Source organism: Cobetia sp. cqz5-12 (assembly GCF_016495405.1).
GTDB lineage: Bacteria > Pseudomonadota > Gammaproteobacteria > Pseudomonadales > Halomonadaceae > Cobetia.
The window spans coordinates 3556441-3574433 of sequence record NZ_CP044522.1 but is presented as its reverse complement, the minus strand read 5'-3'; the positions used below and the strand labels follow the sequence as shown (position 1 = coordinate 3574433).

General features: G+C 63.5%; 12 protein-coding genes. 10 read left to right on the top strand and 2 right to left on the bottom strand.

Annotated features, from left to right (window positions below):
* Window positions 1-162 precede the first annotated feature (162 nt).
* On the bottom strand, window positions 163-4161 hold the full coding sequence (locus F8A90_RS14805) for a hybrid sensor histidine kinase/response regulator (protein ID WP_200017672.1): 3999 nt from the start codon (window positions 4159-4161) through the stop codon (window positions 163-165).
* A 553-nt stretch (window positions 4162-4714) separates the two neighbouring features.
* Between F8A90_RS14805 and F8A90_RS14800 the strand changes: the two genes are divergently transcribed.
* The 10 genes from F8A90_RS14800 (at window position 4715) to F8A90_RS14755 (ending at window position 16399) form a co-directional block, all read left to right on the top strand.
* Window positions 4715-4972 (top strand): DUF4212 domain-containing protein, encoded by a 258-nt coding sequence (locus F8A90_RS14800; protein WP_043333789.1) that lies wholly within the window; start codon window positions 4715-4717, stop codon window positions 4970-4972.
* A 90-nt stretch (window positions 4973-5062) separates the two neighbouring features.
* On the top strand, window positions 5063-6865 hold the full coding sequence (locus tag F8A90_RS14795) for a sodium:solute symporter family protein (RefSeq protein ID WP_200017669.1): 1803 nt from the start codon (window positions 5063-5065) through the stop codon (window positions 6863-6865).
* A gap of 151 nt (window positions 6866-7016) precedes the next feature.
* On the top strand, window positions 7017-8993 hold the full coding sequence (locus tag F8A90_RS14790; RefSeq protein ID WP_233593353.1) for a DUF294 nucleotidyltransferase-like domain-containing protein: 1977 nt from the start codon (window positions 7017-7019) through the stop codon (window positions 8991-8993).
* A gap of 28 nt (window positions 8994-9021) precedes the next feature.
* Window positions 9022-9666 carry a 3'-5' exonuclease gene (locus F8A90_RS14785; RefSeq protein ID WP_200017667.1) on the top strand — a complete coding sequence of 215 codons (645 nt, stop codon included), beginning with the start codon at window positions 9022-9024 and terminating at the stop codon, window positions 9664-9666.
* A 462-nt stretch (window positions 9667-10128) separates the two neighbouring features.
* Complete coding sequence (locus tag F8A90_RS14780) at window positions 10129-10350, top strand: hypothetical protein (RefSeq protein ID WP_043333792.1); 222 nt, start codon at window positions 10129-10131, stop codon at window positions 10348-10350.
* A 244-nt stretch (window positions 10351-10594) separates the two neighbouring features.
* Window positions 10595-11560, top strand: a complete 966-nt coding sequence (gene ttcA / locus F8A90_RS14775; protein WP_200017665.1) for a tRNA 2-thiocytidine(32) synthetase TtcA — start codon at window positions 10595-10597, stop codon at window positions 11558-11560.
* Window positions 11561-11778: 218 nt separating this feature from the next.
* The gene (gene aceK, locus F8A90_RS14770; RefSeq protein WP_200017663.1) at window positions 11779-13557 is read left to right on the top strand and encodes a bifunctional isocitrate dehydrogenase kinase/phosphatase; all 1779 of its coding nucleotides are present in this window, start codon (window positions 11779-11781) and stop codon (window positions 13555-13557) included.
* A 54-nt stretch (window positions 13558-13611) separates the two neighbouring features.
* Window positions 13612-14361, top strand: a complete 750-nt coding sequence (locus F8A90_RS14765; RefSeq protein WP_052384572.1) for an SIR2 family NAD-dependent protein deacylase — start codon at window positions 13612-13614, stop codon at window positions 14359-14361.
* 82 nt (window positions 14362-14443) lie between these two features.
* Complete coding sequence (locus F8A90_RS14760) at window positions 14444-15388, top strand: bile acid:sodium symporter family protein (protein ID WP_166020156.1); 945 nt, start codon at window positions 14444-14446, stop codon at window positions 15386-15388.
* A 99-nt stretch (window positions 15389-15487) separates the two neighbouring features.
* A complete protein-coding gene (locus F8A90_RS14755) occupies window positions 15488-16399 on the top strand; it encodes a tRNA-uridine aminocarboxypropyltransferase (protein ID WP_200017661.1) in 912 nt (303 codons plus the stop codon).
* A gap of 100 nt (window positions 16400-16499) precedes the next feature.
* On the opposite strand, the gene F8A90_RS14750 is transcribed toward F8A90_RS14755, so the two are convergent.
* Window positions 16500-17948: a TrkH family potassium uptake protein gene (locus F8A90_RS14750; RefSeq protein WP_043333794.1), complete on the bottom strand. Its 1449-nt coding sequence runs from the start codon at window positions 17946-17948 to the stop codon at window positions 16500-16502.
* Window positions 17949-17993: the final 45 nt, after the last annotated feature.

Genomic DNA, 17993 nt, shown 5'->3' with positions numbered 1-17993 from the left:
GAGCTGAGGCTCTTCACGAGAGTCGCGCCTTCAAGCCACAAAAAGCCCGCCCTGTCGCTGACAGGGCGGGCTTTTTGCGTCATGGATGAAAGGGCTAGAAGGCTAAAGAGCTAAAGGGTGAAAGAGCTGAAGGTCGAAAGAGCGACAGGCCAGCCCACCTGATCAGGGGGCTGGGGCATCCGTCGCGGCGTCGGGGGCATCGCTCGCGCCACTGGTGTGCTTCTCGGCGCGGTTGGCCTGCAGGGTGCGCGTCAGAAGCGCACGCAGCGCGGCGGGTCGCACCGGCTTGAGCAGCAGATGATAGCCCGCACGGCGCACTTCCTCGGCGACCTCATCGGTGCGGTCGGCGGTGATCACGATGCCCGGCACCGAGCCCGCCAGACGTTCATCCAGCGCGTCCAGCGCCATCAGGCCAGTCACCTCGTTGTCGAGGTGGTAGTCGGCGAGGATGGCATCCGGATCACCATCCAGGTTGCGGATCACCGACTTGGCGCCGCCGATCGAGGTCGCCGTGAACACCTCGCACCCCCAGCCGGACAACATCGCCTTCATGCCCTCGAGAATCAGGCTCTCGTTGTCGATGCACAGGACGCGAGTGCCGGTCAGCTTGTTGCCGGCGCGCTTGCGAGCCGGGATGGCATCCGGCAGCTCGGCCGCCGGCAGCTCCTTGCTGATCGGCACGCTGACGGCGAAGACGGTGCCGATGCCGACCCAGCTGCGCACCGTGATCGGGTGGTCGAGCACCCGGCTCATGCGTTCGGCGATCGACAGTCCCAGGCCGAGGCCCTTCTCGCTCTCCTTGTGACGCTCGGTCTGATCGAGACGCCGGAATTCCTGGAAGATCTCGGTCAGCTTCGACTCGGGAATACCGGGTCCGGTGTCCCAGACCTCGATGCGAATGCGATCACCCAGGCGGCGACAGCCCAGCAGCACATGGCCCTGGCGGGTATAGCGCACCGCGTTGGAAAGGAAGTTCTGCACGATGCGTCTGAGCATCTGGCCGTCGGAATCCACCGCCAGCTGCGTCATCACCACTTTCAGGTCCAGCCCGCGGTCTTCCGCCATCACCTCGAACTCGGCCTTGAGCGGCTTGAGGATGTCGGAGAGGCGGAACACGCTGCGGCGTGGTGCCAGCGCCCCGGCATCCAGCTTGGAGATGTCGAGCAGGGTGCTGAGCAGTTCCTCGGCGGCCTGCAGCGAGTTGTCGATGTGGTTGGTGGTGGTCTTCATCTCGCCTTCGACCTGCTGGGCGAGGGCGGAGGTGAACAGACGCGCCGCATTCAGTGGCTGCAGCAGGTCGTGGCTGGCCGCGGCCAGGAAGCGTGTCTTGGAGGCGTTGGCATCCTCGGCCAGCTGCTTGGCCTGACGCAGTGCCTGCTCGGCCTCGGCGCGCACGCGGTTCTCGGTGCGCAGGGCCTCGTTGACCTGCGACAGTTCCTGGGTACGCACGCGCACGCGCTCCTCCAGGTTCTCGTTGGTCTCCTTGAGGGCGATTTCCGCCAGGCGTCGCTCGGTGATGTCCTGATAGAGCGCAAAGAAGCCGAGGATGTTGCCCTTGGTGCTGAAGTGCGGCGTATAGGTGACCAGCATGTAGCGCACGCCGCCTTCCGGGGCTTCCAGCGAGATCTCGAAGGAGACGCGCTCACCGGACAGCGCGCGCGTCATCCACGGTGCGCGCTGGCGATAGATGTCTTCCGGCATCGCCTCTTCGGCGGGCTCGCCGATCACGGCGGTACGGTCGATGCCCATCACCGCTTCATAGGCACGGTTGGTGAAGAGGTAGCGACACTCCTTGTCGAAGTAGGCGATCAGCGCCGGCACGTTGTCGGTGTAGATGCGGATGTTGTTTTCCGAGCGGATCAACGCCTCTTCGGTGCGCTTCTGCTGGGTGATGTCCTGATAGGTGTAGACGAAGCCGCCACCAGGCATCGGGTTGCCCTGGATCTCCATCACGCTGTCATCCTGGCGATAGCGCACGTAGCGGTGCGGCTCGCCGTTGCGGATGGCATCCAGCAGCTGGTCGACGTGCTCTTCGGGGTCGCCCGGGCCGTATTCGCCGTTGTGGGCGTTGTAGCGGAAGATGCGATCGATGGGCGCGCCGACCCGAATCAGGTTGTCAGGGAAGCGGAACATGTCCAGGTAGCGCTGGTTCCATACCACCAGGCGCATGTGCTGGTCGACCACGCTGATGCCCTGGTGGATGTTCTCGATGGTCGCCTGCAGCAGGGCGCGGTTGAATTCGAGCACCTGCGAGGCTTCATCGACGATGGAGATGACATCCGAGATGCCGATGCCGCGACCCTGCAGCGCCGAGTTGACGACGATGCGTGCCGAGGAGGCGCCGAGCACCGAGGCCAGGAAGCGTTCGGTGAACTGGATCAGGTCGATGGAGGCGCGTGCATGCAGCTCCAGCGGCTGGCCGCTGCGGCGCGCGTAGTCCTCGAAGGCGCGCTCGACCTGCTCGTGGCTGAGGAAGCGCTCGCACAGGACGCGCAGGTCCGAGACGGAGGTGGAGCCGGTCCAGGGGCGCGAGACGCTGGTTTGACGGGTCTCGACACTGTCGACGAACAGCGAGGCCTGGATGCGCTCGACCACGCGCTGCGGCGTCATCTGCGAGACGAAGATGTAGCAGAACAGATTCAGGCCGAGCGACAGCATCACGCCGTGGGTCAGCGGGTCATTGAAGCGGAAGCCGAACAGGCCATGCGGCGACAGCCAGTCGATGCCCAGCGGCCCTTGATTGACGATTTCGGCCGGCATCAGGCCCGCCTGTGCCAGTGCCGGCACGAGCAGAGTCCAGGCCCAGACCGCGAAGCCGACATTCAGGCCGACGATGACGCCGAGACGATTGCCGCGCTTCCAGTAGAGGCCACCCATCAGCGAGGGCGCGAACTGGGCGACGGCGGCAAATGACAGCAAGCCGATGGCCGAGAGGGTGCTGTATTCGGCGATCAGCAGATAGAAGCCGTAGGCCAGCGCCAGGATCATCACGATGGTCAGGCGGCGCGCCAGCAACACGATATGGCTGTAGTCGCGGGCTTCGGTATCGAACCAGCGCAGGCGGAACAACAACGGGATGACGATCTCGTTGGAGATCATGATCGAGACCGCGACGGCGGCGACGATCACCATGCCGGTGGCGGCGGAGAAGCCGCCGATGAAGGTCAGCAGGGTCAGCCAGGTCTGGTCTGCTGCCATCGGCAGCGCCAGCACGAAGCTGTCCGGTGACACCGAACCATCGGGGAACATCGTCAGGCCCGCGGCGGCGATGGGCAGCACGAAGAAGGAGATGGCGACCAGATAGATCGGGAACATCCAGCGCGCACGTCGCGCGTCATCGTGGTGGGTGTTCTCGACCACCGCGACGTGGAACTGACGCGGCAGGCAGAAGATCGCCAGCATCGCCAGCAGCGTCTGGGCCCAGAAGCCGGTGCCGAAGGTCTGGGTCTCCAGCTGCTGTTGCAGCTCCAGATAGGTGTCGGCCTTGGTGAACAGGTCGCCCAGGCCATTGAACATGCCCCAGGTGACATAGACGCCCAGGGTCAGGAAGGCGACCAGCTTGACCAGCGATTCGAAGGCGATCGCCTGCAACAGACCGACATGGTGCTCGGTGGCGTCGGTGTGGCGGGTGCCGAACAGGATGGCGAACAGCGCCATGATCGCCGCGACATAGAAGGCGGTATCGCCCAGCCAGGCGGTCCGCGTGACATCGCTGGTGTCGGTGAGTACCTGATAGGCACTCGAGACGGCCTTCAGCTGCAAGGCGATGTAGGGCAGGGTGCCGACCAGGGCCACCAGCGAGGCGAACACCGCCAGCGACTGCGTCTTGCCGTAGCGCGAGGCGATGAAGTCGGCGATCGAGGTGATGTTCTGGCGTTTGGCGACCCGAATCATCTTGAGCAGAATCGGCCAGAACAGCAGACAGGCCAGAATCGGCCCGATGAAGATGCTCAGATAACTCCAGCCGCTGGTCGCGGCCTGCCCGACGCTGCCGTAGAAGGTCCAGCTGGTGCAGTAGACCGCAAGCCCCAGACTGTAGACCGCTGGGCGCCGATTCGGCGACCCGTGTTTCTTGGCGTTGCGATCCCCCCGCCATGCAATCGTGAACAGCACCGCGATATATGCGAGTGCCACTGCGATCAGCCACCAACCCTGGAACATGTCGCTCTCCTCTCTGGAAGCGCCATTCTACGCAGCCCCGCCACGAGTCCCAAGCACTGTGGATGGCAGGTGCCGCGCTCCGGCAGCCATGCCGGGCATATCTCACTCTCCATTGACACGCAGATGCCTGAATCCCTGCACGCAAGACGTCGCATCTGGCGTCTGGACGATGAGCCAATCCTTCGTCATCGGCGAGTCTCCTGCGCAGAACATGTCGATCGATCCGCCCATCATTCTTCGCCCATTTGGCCAATAGACCAAGGGATTGCACCTTTAGGATATGAAGCAACCTGTTGATTTATAATGATATGTATCGGTCTTGATATTGGTTGATCAGGGCGGGCTAACATTCTCGACTAAAGTCAGCCTGCAGCGTTGCAGGGGCTTGTCTACTGTCAGATTCGAGTCGCCAAGTTTCCTGTCATGCCTGAAAAGGGACAGGAAATACCCATCAACCTCTGAGCTAGGATCATCCGCTGACGGATGATCATCGATCTCTGGATCGCCAATCACTTCATTTCGCCAATCACAATAACAATGCGAGAACACCATCATGAAGGAAGCGAATGCCAAGGCGTATTGGTCCGCCAATATCAAACTGATCATGGGCTATCTCGTGGTCTGGTTCGTGGTGTCCTATGGATGCGGGATATTGCTGGTGGACGTGTTGAACAACATCCAGTTCTTCGGTTTCAAGCTGGGCTTCTGGTTTGCGCAACAGGGAGCGATCTACTTCTTCCTCGCACTGATCATTCTGTATGCCCGTTCGATGAACAAGCTCGATGAGCGCTTCGATGTGCACGAGCAATGAGTCAGTGACACGCCGGGCGCAGGCCGCTCGTCGTGACGCGCCGTTGTGTGAATAAGAACAATATGATCGACATCGCCAAGGACACTGCCAATGGATGTTCAACTGCTGACCTATCTGTTCGTGGGCGCATCATTTGCGCTCTATATCGGGATCGCGGTGTGGTCGCGAGCCGGTTCCACCAAGGAATTCTATGTCGCCGGGGGTGGCGTTCACCCCATCGCCAACGGGGCAGCGACCGCCGCTGACTGGATGTCGGCGGCCTCGTTCATCTCGATGGCGGGCATCATCGCCTATGTCGGCTATGACGCCTCCGTCTACCTGATGGGCTGGACCGGTGGCTACGTCCTGCTGGCCATGCTGCTGGCGCCGTACCTGCGCAAGTTCGGCAAGTTCACGGTGCCTGACTTCGTCGGTGACCGTTACTATTCAAGCGTCGCGCGTACCGTGGCGGTGGTCTGCGTCATCTTCATTTCCTTCACCTATGTCGCCGGCCAGATGCGCGGCACCGGCATCGTCTTCGCGCGCTTCCTCGAGGTGGACGTGAATGTCGGCGTGGTGATCGGCATGGCGATCGTCTTCTTCTACGCGGTACTCGGCGGCATGAAGGGCATCACCTATACCCAGGTCGCCCAGTACTGTGTGCTGATCTTCGCCTTCCTAGTACCTGCGGTCTTCCTGTCGATCATGATGACGGGGCACGTGCTGCCGCAGACCGGCTTCGGCGGCACCCTGGTGGACGCACAAGGCAACGATACTGGCGTCTATCTGTTGCACAAGCTTGATCAGGTGGTGACCGATCTCGGCTTCCGCGAGTACACCGAGGGTTCCAAATCCACCATCGATGTCTTCTTCATCACCGCCGCGCTGATGTGCGGTACCGCTGGCCTGCCCCACGTCATCGTGCGCTTCTTCACGGTGCCGACGGTCAAGGATGCGCGTATCTCCGCCGGTTGGGCGCTGTTCTTCATCGCACTGCTCTACACCACTGCGCCGGCCGTTGGCGCCTTTGCGCGGGTGAATCTGGTCGAGACCGTCAACGAGACGGCCTATGAGGAGCTGCCGGGCTGGTTCTACAACTGGGAGAACACCGGGTTGATCGGCTGGGTCGACAAGAATGGCGATGGCATCATCCAGATGCGTGGCGGTGACCCCTTCGCGGGCAAGCCGAGCTACGAAGGCAGCGCCGACAGCCAGGCAGCACGCGGTGAGCACGGTCAGCGTCTGGTGACCAACACGCCCACCGACAACGAGAGCGAGGTCTACATCGACCGCGACATCATCGTGCTGGCCAACCCGGAGATCGGCAACCTGCCGGCATGGGTCATCGCACTGGTGGCGGCAGGTGGGGTGGCGGCAGCACTCTCGACGGCGGCCGGTCTGTTGCTGGTCATCTCGTCAGCCATCTCGCATGACCTGCTCAAGAAGACCTTCAAGCCTGATATCAGCGAGAAGCAGGAGCTGGTGGCGGCACGCATGGCGGCGGCCGTGGCCATCGTGATCGCCGGTTACTTCGGCATCAATCCGCCAGGCTTCGTGGCGCAGGTGGTGGCCTTTGCCTTCGGGCTTGCGGCGTCGAGCTTCTTCCCTGTCATCCTGCTGGGGATCTTCTCCAAGCGCATGAACAAGGAAGGTGCCATCGCGGGCATGCTGGTCGGCCTGGTGTTCACCTTCAGCTATATCGTCTACTTCAAGTTCATCTCGCCGGAACTCAACAGCGCCGAGAACTGGTTGCTGGGCGTGTCGCCGGAAGGGATCGGCTCGCTGGGCATGGTGCTCAACTTCGTCGTCGCGGTCATCGTCTGCAAGATGACCCCGCCGCCGCCCGAGCACATCCAGCATATCGTCGAGGACATTCGTGTTCCGCGCGGGGCCGGAACAGCAGTGGATCACTGATTCAGGCAGCAGGGTCTGTTCGCGAGCACGCAGCAGCGGCGCGAGCAGGCCCCCGTTTCCCGAAGCCCCGTCTTGCACCTGCAGGCGGGGCCTCGTGGTTTGAGGGCTCGTGCATCGATCAGCGGTGCGTGCGCAGAGGGGAGTCGCTGTCATGCAAGCGTCACTGGTGGATATCGCGTTCGAGGAGCCGCCGTTCAGCCTGCTGGATGAGCGTCTTCGGCAACGGCTGGCCGAAGGGGTGGACCTTCACTATTTCGAGGCGCTGGCGCAGCCGCTGGTGCCGGGGGCCGTCGGTGAGGCGGTCTACATCATTCACAAGGGCGAGGTGGCGGAACTGGCCGCCGATTCGGCACTGCCGGACGCCGCCATGCTCGGCAAGGCACAGCGCGAGGGACTGGATGCCTGGGTCAGCCTGCGCATCGGTCATTACACCGCGGGGGACCTGTTCGGGGCGCTGACGCTGCTCAATGGCCATTGCCGTACCCGCTTCGTCTGCGAGCAGGAGACGCTGTGCTACCAGCTGCCCGCAAAGCTGTTCTTCTCGTTGTGCGAGGAGTGTCCTGCCTTCGGTGAGTACTTCCAGCACAGCCTGAGTGACAAGGCGCGGCTGCTGGCGGCGCAGCGTGATACCCGTCAGGGCGCGAGTCGCGACCAGGCGGGCTTCATGCTGGCGCGGGTGATGGACTGCATGCGTCCGCCGCTCAAGCTGGCGGCCAGCGCCAGTATCGAGCAGGGCGTCAAGGCCATGCAGACGGCGGGGGCGGACAGCCTGATCATCACTGTCGAGGGGCGTCAGGGCGTGGTGACACGCACGGACCTGCTCAATGCGCTGGTGATTCAGGGCTTGGCGCCCAGCCATCCGCTCGCCTCGCTGGGCAGTTTTGCGCTGGTGGCGGTCACGGCGGAGGAGTATCTGTTCCAGGCGCTGGTGCAGATGACCCGCCACCGGGTCGCGCGAGTCGTGGTCAAGGAGCGCCTGACGCCTGACGCGGCGGTCGTCGGGGTCATCGAGCTGACCGACGTGCTGGGGTTCTTCTCCAATCGCAGTCAGCTGGTGAGTCTCGAGATCGAGCGCGCCTCTGACATGGCGGCGCTTGAGCAGGCCAGTGCGCGTCTGCCGGAAATGGTCAGAGCGCTGGCGATGCAGGGGGTGCACATGCGCCATGCCATGGCGCTGTTGAGTGCGCTCAACGGGCGTCTGATCGAGCGCACCTTCGCCATGCTGGTGGAGGAGGAGCACCGAGCCTCGAGTTGCCTGATGCTGATGGGCAGCGAAGGGCGCGGCGAACAGATCCTCAAGACCGATCAGGACAATGGGCTGATCATCGCCGATGGCCACCAGTGGCCTGAAAACGAGGACACCCTGCAGCGCTTCAGTGACGCCCTGGCGGGTCTCGGCTATCCACCATGCCCGGGCAACATCATGGTCTCCAATCCGGAGTGGGTCGCCACCGAGTCGCGCTGGCGCGGCAAGATCGCACGCTGGTGCGCCGGGCGCGATGGCGAGGCGCTGATGAATCTGGCCATCGTCTTCGATGCGCGCGCCAGCGGCGGCAATGAAACGCTGGTCGACAGCTTGCGCGGACACCTGGTGCGCCACGCCACGCGCGATGAACTGCTGCTGTCGCACTTCGCGCGCCCGGCGCTGCATTTCTCGACCCCGCTGACGCTGTTCGGCTCCTTGCGCTCGCCGCGCCACGGCATCGATATCAAGAAGGGCGGCATCTTCCCCATCGTGCATGGTGTTCGCACCATGGCGCTGGAACGTGGAGTGATGGCCACTGGCACCTTCGCGCGGCTTGAGGCGCTGGTCAGTGATGGGCGTATCGAGGCCAGCGACAGTGCCGACCTTGCCGAGGCACTGTCGCTGTTCGCCGAGTTGCGTCTGCGCCAGCAGCTGCGCCATCTGGAAGAGGATGAACATGGCGCGGCGGCTGGCGCTGGCGGGAAAAGCGACTCGCGAAAGGATGGCCAGGACACGACCGCGGCGGCGCGTGAGGCGAAGAGTCGCAACCTGATCATCACCCAGTCGCTGTCCTCGTTGGAGCGTGATCTATTGCGCGATGCCTTGAGTCGAGTCAAGGACTTCAAGCAGCGCCTGTCACATCGTTATCACCTGGAATACTGAACCGGCCTCATGGCCGAGGGGAGGTGGCATGTTCGAACAACTGAGACGCGCCAGTGATCGTCGTCGCCATGCGCAGGGCGAGTTCGCCGAACTCTTTCGTCCCTGGCATGCCGCCGAGCGGGGCGGGGAGCGTGTGGCGCTGGACTGCGAGACCACCAGTCTCGATGTCGGCCATGCCGAGCTGGTCTCGCTGGCGGCGGTGCGTTTCGATGCGCGCCATATCCATACCTCCAGCGCGTTGTCGCTCTACCTGCAATGCCCGCAAGGTCTGCAGGGCGACTCGATCCGTATCCATCGTCTGCGCGGTATCGATCTGCATGGTGGAGAAGCGCTGGGGGATGCACTACGGCAGCTGCTGGAGTTCATCGGCAATCGCCCGCTGGTGGGCTGGTGCATCGACTTCGATGTCGCGGTGATCAATCGTCACCTGCGCCCACGTTTCGGCTTTGATCTGCCCAGCCAGCGTCATGATCTCGCGCGCGATTACGCTCGGCGCTGCAAGCATGAGCAGCCGGATGCCGCCCCGGACCTGCGTTTCGAGGCGATGGCTGACGCCCTGGGCGTGCCGGTGATCGGTCGCCACAGTGCGCTGGGGGACGCCGTGACCAGTGCGCTGATGGCGCAGCGCCTGATGCAGGCACCGCTGTCGCCCTCGCTGGCCAGCCAGGCCTGAGCGGGGCCTATAGGTCAGGTATCAGAGGTCTCATCAGCCGACATCATCCTCAAGGCTATTATTCCAAGGTCTGTTGCCGGAATGTCCAATGGCCCGGCTCACTGCCTTTGTCCACACTGGCTGCCATACGACACGCCCGCTGCGGTGAGAGGTCGACTCTGATTACACGCCAGTGCACTACCGGCCAGCAGGACGGCCAAGCCATGCAGGATGCAAGACCGAGCAGCTTTGATAACCATAATGAAGCGGCGACAGCGAGCAAAGGCCATGCGTGACAAGGACCTGCTGTCAGCCAGCCTCTGTCAGGCCTGAGGACGGAATCATTCTCTTCAGGATCGTCATCACTGCGCCAGGTGATGACTGTCGGGCCCCGGGCATCTGCTCGGGGCCCGGCTTCAGATAAGGCATCCGCTCGCGATTGCCTTCCTTATGATTCAGGGGTACTTGCCCACGAGGTGCGACATGCTGATCGCGACCAATACGCTGTTGATTCTCGGCCTGGCCATCGTGCTGTTTGCCTACGGCCTCTATATTCGCCGGACACAGGACATGCGCGGTGTGCTGATGTTCTGGTCTCGCAAGCTTGCGCTCACTGCGCTTGAATTCAGACTGCAACGCTTCGGTATCCTCGTGATGCTGGGCGGGGTGGTGATCCGCTATCTGGAAGTGCTGCGTCTGTTCTAGCCTGCGCCCGTTCTAGTCTGCGCCTTTTCTAGCTTGCACGGACGTCCTGCAAGCGCCGCGCTTCCCCACGGCGCATGCCATACGCCAACGCCCGCTGACTGCGGGCGTTGGCGTATCTTGCGTCGGCGTCACGCCACCTTGCCTGACAGCTGCAGGCCACACCGCCTGAAGCATGCTGCCTCTGTGACCGTCTACTGGCCAATGCTAGACTGTGCGCCCTTCCAAACTGCCAGCCTGATGCCCCATGTTCACACCCGATAGCGAGCTTTCGTCCAGCCCCACTGATGCGGCCACTGCCAAGCGCGAACTGAACAAGTTGCAGAAGCGCCTGCGGCGCAATGTCGGTACCGCCATCACCGATTACGGCATGATCCGTGATGGTGACAAGGTGATGGTGTGCCTGTCCGGGGGCAAGGATTCCTACACCATGCTGGATATCCTGATGAACCTGCAGCGCAATGCGCCGGTGCAGTTCACGCTGGTGGCAGTGAATCTCGATCAGAAGCAGCCAGGCTTCCCGGAACATGTGCTGCCGGCATGGCTCGAGTCGGTGGGCGTCGAGTACCACATCCTCGAGCGCGACACCTATTCCATCGTCAAGGAGAAGGTGCCGGAGGGCAAGACGACCTGCGGGCTGTGCTCGCGCCTGCGTCGCGGCTCTCTATATGGCTTCGCCACCGAGATCGGTGCGACCAAGATCGCCCTCGGCCACCACCGCGACGACATCCTCGAGACGCTGTTCCTGAACATGTTCTTCGGTGGCAAGCTCAAGACGATGCCGCCCAAGCTGCTCTCTGACGACCAGCGCCATATCGTGATCCGTCCGCTGGCCTACTGCCGTGAATCGGATATCGAGGCCTATTCCAACGCCCGCGAATTCCCGATCATCCCCTGCAATCTGTGCGGCTCGCAGGAGAATCTGCAGCGTCAGGTGGTCAAGGAGATGCTGCAGGACTGGGAGAAGAAGCATCCGGGGCGTCTGGAAACCATGTTCCATGCCGTCACCTCGGTGGCGCCATCACATCTGGCAGACCGCGACCTGTTCGATTTCGCGGGCCTGGATGAGCAGCGTGACCGCTTCCAGGCCTCGCGTATCGATGCGCTGGACATGAATTCCGAGCAGGCCGACATGGCTGATGATCTGTTCGAGGCCGAGCGCCGCGTCAAGCCGCTGGCCGGCTCGGCGGCCTCGCTGGGGCATGAGCTGTAAGCCACGCGCCCCTGGCCATCGTCAGACATCATGAGCGCCACCTCGCTTGCGGGGTGGCGTTCTGCATTTCGGGCGCCAGGTTGCCATTCCGATCTTGGAGGATGTCGCACGTAGCGTGAGTCAGGGTTGAAGGCCCGCGACCATTGTCGTCTCGCTTGCTGGCGCGACAGTCCGCATGCTTTGGTCATGTCAGGTGACTGAAGGGCAGGGAGGCGGCGATGGGCAATGATGTGGACAGTGACGAGCGCGGCAATGGCCAGCAGGGCCAGCGACTGGCGACGACCGTGCTGCATGGCTTCGATGAATATCGATCACGCTTCAAGCAGATTTCCAGCGACGCGCGGCGGCGCTTCATCGAGGCCGACTGGCGTGAGGCACAGCAGGCTTCCGCCGCGCGCATCAACCTCTACGATGAGAAGGTCGCCGCCACCATGGAGCGGCTGGAGCGTGCCTTCGAGCCCGAGCGCCTGTGCGAGTGCACCCTGTGGGGCGAGGCCAAGCGGCAGTACATGGCGCTGATCGATCAACGCCTCGACTACAAGCTGGCCGAGACCTTCTACAACTCCATCTTCTGCAGCGTGTTTTCCCATCGCCACATCCGCGATGACTGGATGTTCGTCTCGCCATCCCGCCAGGGGCCGGCACGCCATTCCGGCTTGAGCATCAGCCATCGTGTGTCGGTCGAGGGTGACTGGGCAGGGGCACTCGAATCCGTGCTCGACGAGGCGCCGCTGGGGATCGCCTTCGAGCACCAGGGGCGCGATGTGACGCTGGGCGCCGAGATGTTGCTCGCGACGCTGCCTGAGGCGGTGCGCGATGCGCCGGACGCCGCCTTCGAGATGCTGCGCAGCGTCTTCTATCGCAACAAGGGGGCCTATCTGGTCGGGCGCATCGAGGGTGGCGGCCAGACCCTGCCACTGGTGTTGCCGGTGCTGCATACCGAGCGCGATGGTGTCTATCTGGATACCGTGATCATCGAGCCGGAAGAGGTCTCGATCATCTTCTCCTTCACGCGGGCCTATTTTCAGGTCGAGATCGAAGTGCCCGGCGAGGTGGTCGGGTTCCTGCAGACCCTGATGCCCGAGAAGCCCATCGGCGAGCTGTACGCCGCCATCGGCTTCTACAAGCATGGCAAGACCGAGCTGTTCCGCGGCCTCAACCAGCATGTGGCGAGTCGCTCCGATCAGTTCATCATCGCGCCCGGCGTGCGCGGCATGGTGATGGCGGTCTTCGTGCTGCCCAGTTACCGGCTGGTGTTCAAGCTGATCAAGGACCGCTTCGCCCCCGGCAAGGACATGAGTCGTGATCAGGTGCGCGAGAAGTACCGTCTGGTCAAACGCCATGATCGCGTTGGGCGACTGGCCGATACGCAGGAATTCTCGAACTTCACCGTCGGCAAGGACCACTTCGACCCGGCCTGCCTTGAAGAGCTGCTGGAGGTGTGCAGTTCCTCGATCAGCCTGCGCGGCAACAAGGTGCTGATCCGTCACTGCTATACCGAGCGCATGATGACGCCGCTCAACCTGTATCTCGAGGAGTGTGACGCCGAGGAAACCCGCGCGGTGCTCAATGACTATGGCAACGCGATCAAGCAGTTGGCTGCCGCTGACATCTTCCCCGGCGACATGTTGCTCAAGAACTTCGGCGTCACGCGCCACGGGCGGGTGGTCTTCTATGACTACGACGAGATCAGCTACCTGACCGAGTGCAACTTCCGCGAGATTCCCGAGGCACGTTACCCTGAGCAGGAACTGGCCAGCGAGCCCTGGTATTCGGTGGGGCCCAACGACATCTTCCCCGAAGAGTTCGGCCCTTTCCTGTTTGCCGACCTCCAGCTGCGCAAGCTGTTCTACGAGCTGCATCCCGAGATCTTCCAGGCCAGCTGGTGGCGTGGCCTGCAGGACGCCATCGCGCAAGGGCGCGTGATCGATGTCTATCCCTATCGCAACAAGCGGCGCTTCGGTGTCGATCGCAGTCAGGACTTCATCGATGACTGAATGTGATCGCCATGCCCGCTGTTCGATCCTGTCCAACGCCAGAGAGAGTGCTAGATGAGTGAAGGCTTCAAGGACCCCGGTGCACGTCACGGACGCCATCTGGTCGTGTTGAGTGGCGCCGGCATCAGTGCCGAGAGCGGCCTGCGCACCTTCCGCGCCGAGGATGGCCTGTGGGAAGAGCATCGTCTGGAAGACATCGCGACGCCGCAGGCCTTCCGACGTGACCCCCAGCAGGTGCTGCGCTTCTACGATGACCGCCGCACCCAGGTACGACGCGCCAGGCCCAACGCGGCCCACAAGGCGTTGGCGGAGCTTGAGCAGCACGGCTTTCGCGTCTCGGTCATCACCCAGAACATCGATGACCTCCACGAGCGAGCGGGCTCGCGCGAGGTCGTGCATCTGCATGGCGAGATTCTCAAGGCGCGCTCCAGCGTCGATCACGGCCTGCGCTATCCCTTGCCGCGTGGTGGCATTCGCCTCGGAGACCTGTGTGACAAGGGCAGTCAGCTGCGCCCGGACGTGGTGTGGTTCGGTGAGGCGGTGCCGCTCTATGCGGTCGCCGAGGAGATCGCCGCCGAGGCGGACCTGTTGTTGATCGTCGGCACCTCGCTCAAGGTCATGCCGGCGTCCAACCTCTATGCAGCAGCACCGCTGGATGCCCCCATCGTGCTGGTCGACCCGAATGCCGATGAACTGGCCGAGCCCGGCGTGCTGCCGCTGGCCGAAAGTGCCGGGCAGGCAGTACCGCGCCTTGTGCGCCATTGGTTGTATCAGGGCCACCTGGGGCTGCCTGATACGTTATGATGCGCGCCTTCAGGCCTGCCATGGGAGGCGGGCCAGCAATTTCCGGGAAATCGATGCCCCGGGCGACCGAAAAGTGAAAAGCATGTTCGAGACGCTGAATCGTTTCTTCCCCTTGTGGGCGCTGGTCTTTGCCGGCATCGCCGTGGTGGCTCCGACGCCGTTCGTGGCGCTCAAGGACACCATTCAGCCTCTGCTGGCGCTGATCATGTTCGCCATGGGCCTGACCCTGTCACGTGACGACTTCATGCGCGTGGCACGCCGACCGGGGCCCATCGCGCTGGGGCTCTTGCTGCAGTACAGCGTGATGCCGCTGGCCGCCTTCCTGATCGCGCGTCTGCTGGGGCTGGACCCGGCCCTGACGGTGGGCATGGTGCTGGTCGGCGCCACGGCAGGGGGGACCTCCTCCAACGTGATGACCTGGCTGGCTGGCGGACACGTGGCGCTATCGGTCTCGATGACCATGGCCTCGACGCTGCTCTCCATCGTGATGACGCCGCTGCTGACCTGGTGGCTGCTGGGCACCGATATCGACGTGCCGGTCAGCGGCATGCTGCTGAGCATCGCCAAGCTGGTGGTCGCCCCCATCGTGCTCGGCGTGGTCGTGCATCACTTCGCGCGTGACCTGATCCGCGAGTGGGAGTCGGCATTGGCGAGTCTGGCCATGCTGGCCATCGTGCTGATCATCGCCATCGTGGTCTCGCTCAACGTCGGGCGCCTCGCCACGCTGGGCCCGCTGGTCGCGCTGGCGGTCGTGGCACACAATGCCATCGGCCTGAGCGCCGGCTATGGCCTGTCGCGCCTGTTCGGACTGGATGAACGCACTTCGCGCACCATCGCCATCGAGGTCGGCATGCAGAATTCCGGCCTGGCGGCGTCACTGGCCAGTCAGTTCTTCTCCGCCACGGCGGCGCTGCCGGGGGCGATCTTCTCCATCTGGCACAATGTCTCGGGGTCGCTGCTGGCAGGCTACTGGAAGCGTCGCCCGCCCAAGTTCGTGACCGGCAGCAAGCACCGCTACGAGGTCTGATCCCGCGAATCGGCAGCCTGAGTCGGAACAGAAGAATGGGAGAAAGGGACGCGCATGCTAGAATGCGCGTCCCTTTTTCTTTGGTTCTGACTGCTCATCATGTGTGATTCCCGCCCCCCGCCGGCTGATGGCGACGATATCGCCGCCTGTGCGCCTCACTCTGCTTCCGCTGTCGCCTCCAGCACCGATGGCGACGCTGTGGCAATCGACACCGTCGCGCCAGGCGAAGGCAGTGGCATCACCACGCTGCCCAGTGGCGAGCCGGAGGCGTGGCACGGGCGGCACCCGCGCCGCGAGTTCAAGGCGCGCGGCAGTCAGGTGATTCGCTGTGAGGCGTGCCGCCTGCCCAGGCTCAATTGCCTGTGCCCGTATCAGGTGACTGCCGAGTCGCGGATCAAGTTCTGGCTGATCACGCATCCGCTGGAGCACTACAAGCCGACCAATACCGGACGCCTGATCACGGACGTGCTGGCGGGCACCGAGGTCTTCAGCTGGTATCGCGTCGAGCCGGACCCGCGCCTGCTGGCGCTGCTGGAAGATGAGCGCTATCAGCCCTTCATCATCTTCCCGGACGACCAGCCTGACTACGCCGATCGCGTGGTCGACGTGAACGCCATCGCCGGCGTCGGCGCCGATGTGGCGACCCATACCGCCAGCGGTGAGGCGCGCATTCCGGTGTTCATCCTGCTCGATGGCACCTGGCGTCAGGCGCGGCGCATCTTCCGCAAGAGCCCCTATCTGGACGGCCTGCCGGTATTGCCGCTGCATACTCAGCGCCTGACCCGCTATCACCTGCGCAAGCCTGCCTCCGAGGCGCACCTGTGCACGGCGGAAGTGGCGGCGGAGCTGCTGCGTCAGGCGGGGGAAGAGAACGCGGCCAGCGTGCTGGATGACTACTTCGATGCCTTCAACGATTGCTATCGTGCCAGCCGCATCCACTACGTGCTGGAGCCGACCGCGCCGATGCGCCGCCTGCTGGCGCGCCGTGACGCCACTAGCGGCGAGTCATAGTCGAAGCGCCACAACGAAACGCCCCCGTCGGAGTCCTCCGGCGGGGGCGTTTGCGTTCAAGGTGATGCTCTCGGCGCGTTGGGGGTTATCAGCGCGGCTGTCAGCGCCGCCAGAAGGCCGGCGTGAACAGCACCAGGATGGTGAAGATCTCCAGACGTCCCAGCAGCATGGCGAGAATCAGGATGCCCTTGGCGGCCCCCGGGATATCGCCATAGTGGGTCGCGACCTCACCCAGCCCCGGCCCCAGATTGTTGAGCGCCGAGCCGACCGCTGACCACGCCGTCACCTGGTCAAGCCCGGTGGCGAGCATGCCCAGCATCATCAGCACGAACAGCATCAGGTAGACGGAGAAGAAGCCCCACACCGCTTCAGCCACGCCCTCGGAGATGCGCATCTTGCCGACCTTGACTGACAGGATGGCATTGGGGTGGATCAGACGATGGATCTCGCGCACGCCCTGCTTGAGGATCAGCAGGATGCGGATGACCTTCATGCCGCCACCGGCGGACCCGGAGCAGGCGCCGATGAAGGCGGCGATGAACAGCATCATCGGCAAGACGCCCGGCCAGCCGGTGAAATCGGCGACGCCGAAGCCGGTGGTGGTGGCTACCGAGACGGCCTCGAACAGGCCGTGGCGCAGTGCCTTGCTGTCATCGTAGCTGCCGGTGAGCAGCAGGCCGGCGATGGTGACGCAGGTCAGGATCAGCAGCAGGATCAGGAAGAAGCGTGTCTCCGGATCACGCAGATAATGGCTGATGCGGCCCTCGCGCCAGGCGGCGAAGTGCAGGCCGAAGCTGATCGAGGACACCACCATGAAGAACACGCAGATCATCTCGATGCTGGCTGAATCGAAGTAGCCGATGCTGGCGTCGTGAGTCGAGAAGCCACCGACCGCGACGGTCGAGAAGCTGTGGCCCAGAGCATCGAACCAGCTCATGCCGGCCGCCCAGTAACTGGCGAAGCACACCAGCGTCAGCGCAGCGTAGATGTACCACAGCGCCTTGGCCGTCTCGGTGATGCGCGGCGTCAGCTTGGAATCCTTCAGCGGGCCGGGAATCTCGGTGCGGTAGAGCTGCATGCCGCCGATGCCGAGTGTCGGCAGGATCGCCACCGCCAGCACCACGATCCCCATGCCGCCCAGCCATTGCAGCTGCTGGCGGTAGTAGAGGATGGAGTGGGGCAGCAGATCGAGCCCCGTCATCACCGTGGCGCCGGTAGTGGTGAGCCCCGAGAACGACTCGAACATGGCATCGATGATGGTCAGGTTCGGGTCTTCGGCGAGCAGGAAGGGCAGCGAGCCGAAGGCGCCCAGCACGGTCCAGAACAGCACCGTGATCAGGAAGCCATCGCGGTTGCGCAGCTCCTTGCGGGCGTGCCGATTGGGGTAGAACAGCGCGAAACCGGTCAGCAGGGTGATGCCCATCGCCACGGCGAAGGCACTCAGGGTGTCGTCCTCGAAGACCCTCGAGATCAGCATCGGCGGCACCAGCGTCAGGCTGAACAGCATCAGCAGGATACCGAGGATGCGAGAGATCACGCGTAGACTCATGCGGCGCCTCCCCGGGAGAGGCGCAGGGTGGCGAAGCCGCCGAAT

Excerpts from the sequence above, each read along its gene's own strand:
- F8A90_RS14805 (WP_200017672.1), bottom strand. The coding sequence starts at position 4,161 with ATGTTCCAGGGTTGGTGGCTGATCGCAGTGGCACTCGCATATATCGCG.
- F8A90_RS14800 (WP_043333789.1), top strand. The coding sequence starts at position 4,715 with ATGAAGGAAGCGAATGCCAAGGCGTATTGGTCCGCCAATATCAAACTG.
- F8A90_RS14795 (WP_200017669.1), top strand. The coding sequence starts at position 5,063 with ATGGATGTTCAACTGCTGACCTATCTGTTCGTGGGCGCATCATTTGCG.
- F8A90_RS14790 (WP_233593353.1), top strand. The coding sequence starts at position 7,017 with ATGCAAGCGTCACTGGTGGATATCGCGTTCGAGGAGCCGCCGTTCAGC.
- F8A90_RS14785 (WP_200017667.1), top strand. The coding sequence starts at position 9,022 with ATGTTCGAACAACTGAGACGCGCCAGTGATCGTCGTCGCCATGCGCAG.
- F8A90_RS14780 (WP_043333792.1), top strand. The coding sequence starts at position 10,129 with ATGCTGATCGCGACCAATACGCTGTTGATTCTCGGCCTGGCCATCGTG.
- ttcA (WP_200017665.1), top strand. The coding sequence starts at position 10,595 with ATGTTCACACCCGATAGCGAGCTTTCGTCCAGCCCCACTGATGCGGCC.
- aceK (WP_200017663.1), top strand. The coding sequence starts at position 11,779 with ATGGGCAATGATGTGGACAGTGACGAGCGCGGCAATGGCCAGCAGGGC.
- F8A90_RS14765 (WP_052384572.1), top strand. The coding sequence starts at position 13,612 with ATGAGTGAAGGCTTCAAGGACCCCGGTGCACGTCACGGACGCCATCTG.
- F8A90_RS14760 (WP_166020156.1), top strand. The coding sequence starts at position 14,444 with ATGTTCGAGACGCTGAATCGTTTCTTCCCCTTGTGGGCGCTGGTCTTT.
- F8A90_RS14755 (WP_200017661.1), top strand. The coding sequence starts at position 15,488 with ATGTGTGATTCCCGCCCCCCGCCGGCTGATGGCGACGATATCGCCGCC.
- F8A90_RS14750 (WP_043333794.1), bottom strand. The coding sequence starts at position 17,948 with ATGAGTCTACGCGTGATCTCTCGCATCCTCGGTATCCTGCTGATGCTG.